Genomic DNA, 11,418 nt, shown 5'->3' with positions numbered 1-11,418 from the left:
GTGCCGGGCTGGTTGTAGACCACCGCCGGTTGGGTGTCGTCGGACGAAACCGGTTCCGCCGCACTGCTTCTGGCGGCGGCGAGGGCGGCGACCAGCGGCAGCGCGCCCGCGACCGCCAGTGTGCCCAGGCGCCGTCGCCGCGGCGAAACAGTATCGACCGGTTGGCGTTTGCCCATGAATGACCTTTCTTCCGAATATCGACAGACGTCGAACATTCGGATCCGGCCGGTGTGCCGGATTGGTCTGGACACGCCGCCCGGTCAGACCCTCATTCGAAGGACGGCCGGGCCGAGTCGTCAGCCCGCGCGCTGTTCGGTGGATTTCGCCGATTCGGAATTCGCCACGGATTTGCCATTGCCGGAGGTGTTTTCCGCCGCACCAATCTGCTTGGCCAGTTCCAGCGCCTCGGCGGGATCGTCGAGCGCCTCGAGCGCGAGCCGCGCGAACACCCACTGCTCGGTGGCCGCCATCTGACCGCGGTGGCGGCCCAGGAACGACACGAACCACTCCAGCACCGTGACGAAGCGGCTGCGGAAGCCGACCAGGTACCACAGGTGCAGACCCAGCCAGGCCAGCCACGCGAAGAAGCCGCTGAACTCCAGCTTGCCCACCTGGCAGACCGCGCTGAACCGCGACACCGTGGCCATCGAGCCCTTGTCGAAGTACTTGAAGGGCCTGCGGTCCTCGACCTTCTGCTTGCCCTCGGTCTCGGCCTTGATGGCCTTGGCGGCGTAGGTGCCGCCCTGGATCGCGCCCTGGGCCTGCCCGGGCACGCCCGGCACCGACATCAGGTCGCCGACCACGAACACGTTCGGGTAGCCCTTGATGGTGAGGTCCGGTTCGACGATGACGCGTCCGGCCCGGTCCACCTCGGTGCCCTTGGACTTGTCGGCCAGGATCTTGCCCAGGCCGCTGGCCTGCACGCCCGCCGACCACACCTTGCAGGCGGATTCGATGCGGCGCTCGGAGCCGTCCTTGTCCTTGACGGTGACCCCGCGCGCGTCGACATTGGTGACGATGGCGTTGAGCTGGATCTCCACGCCCATCTTCTCGAGCCGCTTGTGCGCCTTGGCGCCCAGCTTGGGGCCCATCGGGGCGAGCACCGCGCCCGCGCCCTCGACCAGGATGACGCGCGCGTCGCGGGTGTCGATATTGCGGAAGGTGCCGTCCAGGGTGCGGTCGGCGAGTTCGGCGATCTGCCCGGCCAGCTCGACGCCGGTGGGGCCGGCGCCGACCACGACGAAGGTCATGAACCGGTCGCGGGTCTCCTGGTCGGTGGCCAGCTCGGCCTCCTCGAAGGAGCCCAGGATGCGCGCGCGCAGTTCGAGGGCGTCGTCGATGGTCTTCATGCCCGGGGCGTAGGTGGCGAAGTGGTCGTTGCCGAAGTACGACTGCTGCGCGCCCGCGGCCACGATGAGGCTGTCGAACGGGGTGATGTAGTCCCGGTTGAGCAGGCGCGAGGTGACGGTGCCGCCCTCGAGGTCGACATCGGTGACCTCGCCCATGATCACCTGCGTGTTCTGCTGCTTGCGCAGCACGATGCGGGTGGCCGGGGCGATCTCGCCGACGGACAGGATGCCGGTCGCGACCTGGTACAGCAGTGGCTGGAACAGGTGCGTGGACGTCTTGGAGATGAGTGTGATGTCGACGTCGGCCTTGCGCAGGTGCTTGCAGGCGAACAGTCCACCGAACCCGGACCCGATCACCACCACCCGATGGCGCTGTGCGACGGAATTCTCGGCGTTCATCTAGTTCCTGCTCCTCGCCAGATGGTGAAACTACGACAACTCACGCACAACGGTAATGCAGTGTGAGTAGCGCAGCCCAATCAGGACCGACCGAAACAGACCTTCCAGACAGCTCACCCGAAAATACAATATGGGCGGTCGTTCAGTGCGGATTGGCGCGAGCCCGGTGGCGGGCGGCCGGGGTGGCCGCCCGCGCTCGTGATCGGGGGAGGCGGCTCAGCGTCCCTGGAAGAGCAATTGCGCGACGCGCGTGGTGGTTTCGGAGCCTTCGAGGTATCCGCCCTGGTTGCCCTGCTCGGTCATGATCGCCAGGGTGTAGCGCTCACCGGGTCCGGCGAAGCCGACCGAGTTGACCACCCAGCCGCCCTGCTCGTCGGACCAGCCGTTCTTCAGGCCCGGGTTCATGGCCGCGCCCGCGCCCCACACGCCCCAGTGCTGGTTGGTGTCGACGCGGCGCATGCGGTCGAGCAGGTACGCGCGGTCGTCGGGGTGCATGCGGGTGAGGATGTTGTCCATCAGCCGGTCCAGGTCGGCGGGCGAGCACTGCTGGAAGCCCCAGTCCGGAAACAACTTGATCTGCTCGAGGGAGGTGGTCGGCGGCAGCGGGATCAGCCCGACCATGCCGTTGGCCCGGAAGGCGTTGTTGAACGCCATGCGGTCGAAGCCCGCGAACTTGTTCCACAGGATGTCGGCGGCATTGTCGTTGGAGGTTGCCAGCATCGACTCCATGAGCGCGCGGTCGTCGGGACCGAGCGTGATGGCGCCGACCCGGGCGCGATTCAGCAGATCCTCCGCGATCGCCAGCTTGATGGTGGACGCGGTCCAGAAGTTGGTGTCCGCGTTGCCATTCCGGTAAATGCCGCCGGTGACGCGGTCGCGCATCACATAACCGGTGACGCCGGGGCGGGTGGCGAGATAGTCGTCGACCGCGGCGATGCGTCTGCTCATATCCGCGTCGAATCCCGTGATCGGGCCCTGCGTGTGCGCGGGGACCGCGCCGGCGACGGGAATGAGGACGGGCGCGGCCGGAATCAGGGCAGCGGCCGCGAGGACACAAGCGGAGGAGGCCACGCGCCGGGCCTTGGGGGAACGCACGAGGGACCACAATAGAGGGGACAATGCCCGATTCGCACGTCTTGCAGGTGATCGGGTTGTCTGTTATCGAATCGACACTGTCGCACGGATTTTCGTGTACGGCTTGCGAGTTTCGCCCGGATCAGCGAAAAGCGGCCCGCAGCTCTTCGATCCCGCGGCCATTGAGCCGGTAGCAATGCTCGAAGGCCTCGGTGTGGCGGTCGCGCGGCCAGGACTGCAGCACCACGCCGCGTCCGTAATGTCGGGAGTTGACCAACTCCCAGCGCTCTCCCACCCGTCGCACCGTGAACCCGGTTCTGGGCACCAGGGGAATCACCGACGCAGCCATGTACGCGGACCAGCCTTTCAGCGAGAAATGAGAACCACCCCGAAAGGCACTGTCGCATACCACACTCGAAATTCGCAGTGACGCGCCCTAGCAAATATCCGGCGTGTGGCAGGTGTCACCCGGCGAGCCGCACGGCCCGGTGTTTGCATGTCGTTCGCCGACTGTATAAACACAGGTCGTGCACATTCACCGGGCGGAACGAGCGGACACGCTCGCCGATGCGCTCGCCGGGCTGCTGATCGAACCGCTCGGCGATCCGTTCACCCCGGAAGTTGTCGCGGTTCCCGCCAAGGGGATCGAGCGCTGGCTCACCCAGCGGCTGGCCACGGTACTCGGCTCCGGACGCGGTGTGGCCGGTGGGCTCGGTACCGACGGGATCTCGGCCAATATCGACTTCGCGGATCCGGCGGCGCTGGTGTCGGCGATCCTCGCCGAGGCGACCGGCGTGGATCCGGAGCGGGATCCGTGGTCGCCGGAGCGACTGGTCTGGACCTTGTTGCCGGTCCTCGACGACGTGCTGTCCGAACCGTGGAGCGCGGTGCTCGCCCGCCACCTCGGCCACGGCGACGCGGGCGGGTACCGGGTGGGGCGGCGGTACGCGACGGCGGCGCGGATCGCGGCCCTGTTCGACAGCTACGGCACCCAGCGCCCGGCCATGATCACCGAGTGGGCCGCGGGCGGCGACACCGACGGCGCGGGGCACGACCTCCCGGCGGATCTGGTGTGGCAGGCGATGCTGTGGCGGCGGGTGCGCGGCGTGGTCGGGGTGCCCAGTCCCGCCGAGCGGCTCGCGGCGGCGTGCGCGCGGCTGCGGGCCGAGCCGTCGATCGTGTCGGTGCCGGAACGGATTTCGCTGTTCGGGGTGACGCGGCTGACCACCGATCAGCTGGAGGTGCTGTCGGCGCTGTCGGCCGGGCGGCAGGTGCACCTGTGGCTGGTGCACCCCAGCCCGGCGCTGTGGACCAAGCTCGCCGACGCCGAGGTGATCCCGAATTCCGGTGTGCGCGTGCGGCATCCGCTGCTGGCGGCGCTGGGCCGCGATGTGCGGGAGCTGCAGGAGCGGCTGGCGGGCTACGACCACATCGACACCTATCACCCCGGACCGGACGAGATCGGGCCGCGCACGCTGCTGTCGGAGCTGCAGGCCGCGGTGCGTCAGGACCGCTGGTCGCTCATGCCCGACCCGGGCCTGGCCGACGGGACGGTCACCGTGCACTCCTGCCACGGGCCGTCGCGGCAGGTGGAGGTGTTGCGCGACGCGCTGCTGAGCGTGTTCGCCGCCGATCCGACGCTGGAACCGCGCGATGTCATCGTGCTGTGCCCCGACGTGGAGAGTTACGCGCCGCTGGTGCGGGCGGCGTTCGGGCAGTGGTCCCTCGACGGGGCCGAGCCCGGGCATCCCGCACACGGGCTGCGGGTGCGGCTGGCCGATCGCGCCCAGCGCGCGGTCAATCCGGTGCTGGACGTGGTGGGCACCCTGCTGGAGCTGGCCGACGGCCGCGTCACCGTGACCGAGGCGCTGGATCTGTGTGCGGCCGAACCGGTTCGGGTGCGCTGCGGGTTCGACGACGACGATATCGAGCGGCTGCGGGAGTGGGCGGCCGAGACCGGGGCGCGCTGGGGGATCGGGCAGCGGCAGCGGCAGGCGTTCGGGCTGGGCGACTTCCCGCAGAACACGCTCAATGCCGCGGTGGACCGGATCCTGCTCGGGGTCGCGGCGGGAGAATCCAGTGAGGACTGGCTGGATCTGGTGCTGCCGCTGGACGACGTGGACAGCAATGACATCGATCTGGGCGGCCGGTTCGCCGAATTCGTGGACCGGCTCGCGGTGTGCCTGCGCGACCTGCGCGGCTCCACCCTGGACGAGCCCGCGGGCAGCGCGCGGCCCGCGTCGGAATGGGCCGCGGTGCTGGGGCGCGCCCTGGATCTGCTGACCGAGGTGCCGTCGGGTCAGGGCTGGATGGCGGTGCAGGCGCGTCGCGAACTGGCGACGGCACTGGAACCGGCGGGATCTATTCCCTTGCGGCTCAGCGATATCGGCGCACTGCTCACGGCCCGGCTGGCCGGGCGGCCCTCGCGCGCCAACTTCCGCACCGGTGAGCTCACGGTGTGCACCATGGTGCCGATGCGGTCGGTGCCGCACCGGGTGGTGGTGCTGCTGGGTCTCGACGACGAGGTGTTCCCGCGCGCGGGCGGCGTCGACGGGGACGACGTGCTGGCCCGGCACCGATGCCCCGGGGATCGGGATCCGCGCAGCGAGGACCGGCAGCTGCTGCTCGACGCCATCATGGCGGCGGGGGAGCGGCTGGTATTGCTGCACACCGGATCCGATCCGGTCTCGGGCGCGCACCGTCCGCCCGCGATCCCGCTCGCCGAACTGCTCGACACCGTGCGCGCGCACATCGGCGCGGGGGCGATGGACCGGGTGGTGACGCGGCATCCGTTGCAGCCCTTCGATCGCCGCAACTTCCGGCCGGAGAATCCGTTCAGTTTCGACACCGTGGCGCTGGCGGGCGCGGTGGCGGCGGGCCGTGCGCCGGAGCCACGGCCGCTGTTCCTGCCGGCCACGCTGCCGGCCCGCGAGCTCGGGGATGTGGAGCTGGCCGATCTGGTGTCCTTCGCCGAGCATCCGGTGCGGGCGTTCCTGTGGCAGCGCTTGGGAATTCGGGTGCCCGAGGACGAGGAGGAGATCGCCGACCGGCTCCCCATCGAACTCGACGGGCTGACCAAGTGGAATATGGGCGAGCGCATGCTATCGGCGCGGCTCACCGGCGTGGACCCGAATGTGCTGCGGGCCGCGGAGTGGCGGCGTGGGACGCTGCCGCCGTTCGGGATGGGCGCGGCCGTGCTCGACGAGGTCGAGGGGACCGTCGACCAGCTGGTGCGGGTGGCGCGGCCGTTGCACGAGATCCCGTCGCGCACCATCGATATCGCGGTGGATCTGGGTGACGGGCGTCGGCTGACCGGCACCGTGCCCGATGTCCACGACGACGCGCTGCTGCGCACGACGTTCTCGCGGCTGGCCCCGAAGCATCGGATGGCGGCGTGGATTCGCCTGCTGGCGCTGGCCGCCACCGGAACCCATCAGTCGTGGCGCGCCATCACCATCGGGCGCGGCAACCATCATCGTCCGGCCTGGCAGTCGACGCTCACCGCGCCGCCCGCGCCCCTGGCCCGGGGGCTGTTGCGGGAGCTGGCGTTGTTGCGCGACGAGGGCCTCACCGAACCGCTGCCGATCGCGCCGTCGGCGTCGGCCACCTATGCCGAGCGGCGGCTCGCGGGCGCGTCGCCCGAGGACGCGCTGCATGCGGCGAGCCAGGACTTCGACGATCGCTTCGGCGAACACACCGACCGCTACTTCCGGCACATTCTGGGCCAGTCGCCGCGCTTCGATCAGCTGACCGAGGCCGCGGCTGCCGCGTCGCCGGGTGTCGAATCCGAACCGACGCGTTTCGGTGAGCTGGCGCGTCGCCTCTGGAATCCCCTGCTGACCAAAGAGAATCAGGGTCAGCCATGACCACCCCGAGGAGGACTCTCCTGCCCGTGACCGTCCCCGGGAGCCCCGCATGACCGACGACCTGTTCTCGTTCACCGATCCCGACCTGGCCCCGCGCCCCGCGCCCCGCAGGCTGCTGCGGGCGGAACCGACACTGCCGGGCGGGCTGGACTCGGGTGCCGAGGCGCGCGAAACGGTCTCCGGGGAGGCCGATTCCGGCGGGGCGCAGGGGCTGTGGGCCGCCGCTCCCGTGGCGACCGGCCGGCAGGAATCGCACCTCGCTGATCCGCCGGAGCCGCACCGCGATTCGGATACCGCCCACGCGAGCGTCTCTGCGGGTTCGGGTGATGAACCAGCGGGACAAGGGTTGTGGGACGACGACTCGGCGGCGCCGCGATCAGACGCCGGCGCGGTGCCCGAGGACGCTATGCCCGGAACCGCGGACACACCAGGGACTTTCGCGGATTCGGGGAACCGATTCGAGCTGACCGGGCCGCTGCCGACGGGGACGACCGTCCTCGAGGCCAGCGCGGGCACCGGAAAGACGTACGCCATCGTCGGATTGGCGGTGCGATTCGTCGCCGAACTGGGCGTGGATGTCTCGGAGCTGCTGCTGGTGACCTTCAGCCGGGCCGCGACCCAGGAATTGCGGGAGCGCACCCGCGACCGATTCGTCGTGGTGGCGGCCGCGCTGGCCGAGCCGGATCGGGCGCTCGCGTCGAGCGACGAGCTGATCCGGCATCTGGCGCAGGGCAACCCGGGCGAGATCGCGACCAGGCGGGAGCGGCTGCTGACCGCGCTGTCGGACTTCGACGCCGGAACCATCGCCACGACGCACAGCTTCTGCCAGCGAATGCTCGACGAACTGGGCCTGTCGGGAGAGCAGGACCCGGGGGTGCGGCTGGTCGAGAGCGTCGCCGATGTGGTGTCCACGGTCGCCGACGACCTGTATCTGAGCCGGTACGCGCGCAGCGGATCGGTGTTCGGTCCCGCCGACGCGCAGCGACTGGCCGCGGCGGCGGTCGGCGACCCGCACGCGCTGCTGATGCCGGAGGCCGAGAGCGACGATGATCCGGCCGCCGAGCGGGTGGCGTTCGCATCGGCGGTCCGGGTGGAAACCGCTCGGCGCAAACGGCTTTCGGGCTTGCGGGATTTCGATGACCTGCTGGTGCTGCTGCACGAGGTGCTCGCCGACCCCGAGCACGGCCCGCGCGCCCGCGCGCGGATCCGGGACCGGTATCGGGTGGCGCTGGTCGACGAATTCCAGGACACCGATCCGCTGCAGTGGGACATCCTGCGCCGCGCCTTCCACGGGCACGCCACCTTGGTGCTGGTCGGCGACCCGAAGCAGGCCATCTACGCCTTCCGCGGCGCGGAGGTGCTCAGCTATCTGGACGCGGTGGCGCACGCCGACAGCAAGCGGGAACTGACCACCAACCGGCGCAGTGACGCGAGCCTGCTGGCCGCGCTCGAGCATGTGCACGGCGGTGCGGCCCTGGGGCACAAGGAGATCACCGTGCACCGGGTCGCGGCGACGCGGCCGTTCTCACGGCTGTCGGGTGCGCCCGAGCGGGTGACGCCGCTGCGGCTGCGGTGCCTGCCGCGCAGTGGGGCGGGACCGCTCAACAAGTCCGGGTATCCGACGGTGGGTCGGCAGCGGGAGCGGGTGGCCATCGATGTGGCCGCCGATATCGTCGGGCTGCTCGGGTCCGGGGTGCTCATCGATGCCGGGACTCCTCGCGAACGGGCCATCGGGCCCGGCGATATCGCGGTGCTGGTGCGCAATCGCGCGCAACTGGAGATGGTGCGGTCCGAGCTGGAGGCGGCCGGGGTCGCCTCGGTGCTGGCCGGCGGCGCGAGTGTGTTCGGGACGCCCGCGGCCACCGAATGGCTGTGGGTGCTGCGGGCGGTGGAGCAGCCGCATCGCGGGGACCGGGTACGGCTGGCGGCCGGGACGGCACTGCTCGGGGTGAGCGCGGCGGAGATCGACGCCGGGGGCGCCGATCTGGTGGGTCGGCTCAGCGCGGATCTGCGCGACGCGGCTCGGCTGTTCGCCCGCGCCGGGTTCGCGGCGGTCGCCGAGAAGCTCAGTGCCGAAACCCGATTGGCACCGCGCCTGTTGGCCCTCGAAGGCGGGGAACGGCAGCTCACCGACCTGCGGCAGATCGCACAGCTGCTCGACGACGCGGCCCTGCGCGAGGGCCTGGGCCTGTCCGCGCTGACCCGCTGGCTGGCCGACCGCGTACGCGACCCGGCCTCCGGAAGCGTCGCCGATCGCAGCCGTCGGCTGGATCGCGACGCCGCGGCCGTGCAGGTGGCGACCGTGCATGCCAGCAAGGGGCTCGAATTCCCGGTCGTGTACCTGCCTTTCGCGTGGGACGCGGCCAAGCTGCGCAATCCGCCGACGTTGCTGTTCCATGACGAGCAGGGCCGTCGCGTCCTCGATGTCGGCGGCTCCGAGGCGCCGGGCTACAACTCCCGCCGGCTGCGTGCCGAAACCGAGGAGCAGGCCGAGGAACTGCGGCTGCTGTACGTGGCGTTGACGCGGGCGGGCGCACAGGTGGTGGCGTGGTGGGCGCCGGCCTACGACACCCAGACCGCGCCGCTGCACCGCATGCTGCTGGGGCGCGAACCGGGCAGCCCCGCCGTCGCGGACAAGGTGCCGGTGCCCGCGGATTCGGTAGTGCTGGAACGCATCCGGGAGTGGGCGTCGACCGCCGAACCCGGCGTCATCGCCGTCGAGCCGGTGCGGGAGATCGCCCGCGCCCGGCTGCCGCACGACGATACGGCCACGGCCTTCGAGCCCTTGGCCGCCGCCCGCTTCGACCGGGTGCTCGATCAGGCGTGGCGGCGCACCTCCTATTCGGCGTTGACCGCGGGCGCGCACGACGCGCTGCCCGCCGCCGATCTGCCCGAGGGCGGCGGTGTCTCCGACGAACCGGCCGACCCGGCGGTGCTCGCCGACGAGCTGAGCGCGTTCGCGGGAGCCGCGCCGTCGCTGATGAATTCGCTGCCCTACGGCGCGGAGTTCGGCACCCTGGTGCACGAGGTGCTGGAGTACGTCGACACCGACGCCGCCGACCTGGCCGCCGAGATCCGGGCCCGCTGCCTGCACGCCGTGAACGAGCAGATGTTCGACGCGGACCCCGATGTGCTGTCGGGGGCGCTGCTGGCGGTCATGCACACGCCGATCGGGGACGGGACGCTCGCCGGGTTCTCGGCGCGGGATCGGTTGAGCGAACTCGATTTCGAACTGCCGCTCGCCGGAGGCGACGATCCGGTCGCCGCGCGAGTGACCGTGCCGCGCATCGCCGATCTGCTGCGTCGGCACCTGCCCGCCGACGACGTGTTCGCGCCCTACGCCGATCAGCTCGCGCACCTGGACGACACCCCGTTGCGCGGCTACCTGACCGGGAGTATCGACGCCGTGTTGCGGACCGCCGGGCCGCGATTCCTGGTCGTCGACTACAAGACCAACCGGCTGGGCGTCGGCGATCTCACGGTGGCGCACTACACCCGCGAGCGCATGGCGGCGGAGATGATGCGCTCGCACTATCCCTTGCAGGCCATCCTGTATTCGGTTGCGCTGCACCGGTATCTGCGGTGGCGGCTGCCCGGCTACGATCCGGCGCGGCACCTGGGCGGCATCCGGTACCTGTTCGTGCGCGGCATGGTCGGGCCCGACACCCCGGACGGCTGCGGCGTTTTCGACTGGCATCCGCCCGCCGCCCTGGTCGAGGACCTGTCGGCGCTGCTCGCCGGTGACACGGGAGTGGTGCGATGACCTCGATTCAGTTGGCGCAGCGCGGCACCGGACTGCTGCAGGTGTTCAATGCCGCCGGGGTGCTGTCGGCGGCGGACGTGCACGTGGCGTTGCGGCTGGCGCGGCTCGGCGGGGAACGGTCCGAGGCGGTGGTTTTCGCGACCGCGCTGGCCGTGCGCGCGGTGCGGTCCGGATCGGTGTGCCTGGAAGTGCGGCGCATGCACGAGATCGGCGTGGACGCCCAGGACACCGAGGAATCGGCCATCGATCCGGCCACCCTGCCCTGGCCCGACGTGGACATGGTGATCGCGGCCCTGCGGGTGAGCCCCCTGGTGACCGGAAGCCCGGCCGGGCCGTTGCGCCCGCTGCGGCTCATCGACCCGTCCGGTGGCGGTGATGCCGGCTCGCGTGGCGGTGGTGATGCCGGCCCACGCGGCGGTGACGCCGGGGCGCGCTCAGGCGGCGACACCGGGCCGCTGCTCTACCTGGACCGGTACTACCGGCAGGAGGAGACCATTCGGCGGGTGCTCACCGAGCGGGCCGCCTCCCATCCGATGGTGGACGCGGAACTGGTGCGGCGCGAACTGGATCGGCTGTTCCCGGATCACAGCGGGCCCGGCGAGCCGCCGGATCGGCAGCGGCTGGCGGCGGCGCTGGCCACCACACAGTGGACGACCGTGGTCGCGGGTGGGCCCGGTACGGGTAAGACCCACACCATCGCCCGGGTGCTGGCGCTGCTGGTAGCGCACCAGCAGGCCGTGCCCGGCGCCCCCGCCTTGCGGATCGCGCTGGCCGCGCCGACCGGCAAGGCGGCGGCGCGCATGCAGGAAGCGGTGCGCGAACAGGCCGGGGAGATCGGGTTGCCCGAGCTCACGGCCGCGACGCTGCACCGGCTGCTGGGCTGGCAGCGCGGCGGCGCGGGCCGGTTCAAGCACAACGAGTTCAATCGGCTGCCGTACGACGTGATCGTGGTGGACGAGACCTCCAT

6 protein-coding genes are annotated in these 11,418 nt (G+C 70.9%); 3 read left to right on the top strand and 3 right to left on the bottom strand.

Annotated features, from left to right (window positions below):
• Positions 1-296: 296 nt before the first annotated feature.
• The 3 genes from ACFV4K_RS31265 to ACFV4K_RS31255 form a co-directional block, all read right to left on the bottom strand.
• Complete coding sequence (locus ACFV4K_RS31265) at positions 297-1,748, bottom strand: NAD(P)/FAD-dependent oxidoreductase (protein WP_379279772.1); 1,452 nt, start codon at positions 1,746-1,748, stop codon at positions 297-299.
• A gap of 216 nt (positions 1,749-1,964) precedes the next feature.
• Positions 1,965-2,855, bottom strand: a complete 891-nt coding sequence (locus ACFV4K_RS31260) for a tat pathway signal sequence (RefSeq protein ID WP_379279776.1) — start codon at positions 2,853-2,855, stop codon at positions 1,965-1,967.
• A 109-nt stretch (positions 2,856-2,964) separates the two neighbouring features.
• Positions 2,965-3,171: a hypothetical protein gene (locus tag ACFV4K_RS31255; RefSeq protein ID WP_379279771.1), complete on the bottom strand. Its 207-nt coding sequence runs from the start codon at positions 3,169-3,171 to the stop codon at positions 2,965-2,967.
• A 178-nt stretch (positions 3,172-3,349) separates the two neighbouring features.
• On the opposite strand from ACFV4K_RS31255, the gene recC reads away from it, so the two are divergent.
• The 3 genes from recC to ACFV4K_RS31240 all read left to right on the top strand — a co-directional run.
• Positions 3,350-6,688: an exodeoxyribonuclease V subunit gamma gene (gene recC / locus ACFV4K_RS31250; protein ID WP_379279769.1), complete on the top strand. Its 3,339-nt coding sequence runs from the start codon at positions 3,350-3,352 to the stop codon at positions 6,686-6,688.
• Between the two features lie 406 nt (positions 6,689-7,094).
• The gene (locus ACFV4K_RS31245) at positions 7,095-10,451 is read left to right on the top strand and encodes a UvrD-helicase domain-containing protein (protein ID WP_379279774.1); all 3,357 of its coding nucleotides are present in this window, start codon (positions 7,095-7,097) and stop codon (positions 10,449-10,451) included.
• The coding region (locus ACFV4K_RS31240; RefSeq protein WP_379279768.1) for an AAA family ATPase at positions 10,448-11,418 on the top strand (971 nt) is incomplete at its 3' end. The genes ACFV4K_RS31245 and ACFV4K_RS31240, both read left to right, overlap by 4 nt.

It is taken from the genome of Nocardia sp. NPDC059764 (assembly GCF_042732555.1).
GTDB lineage: Bacteria > Actinomycetota > Actinomycetes > Mycobacteriales > Mycobacteriaceae > Nocardia.
Note: the sequence above shows the minus strand (reverse complement) of the source record. Positions and strands in the feature narration are given on the sequence as shown.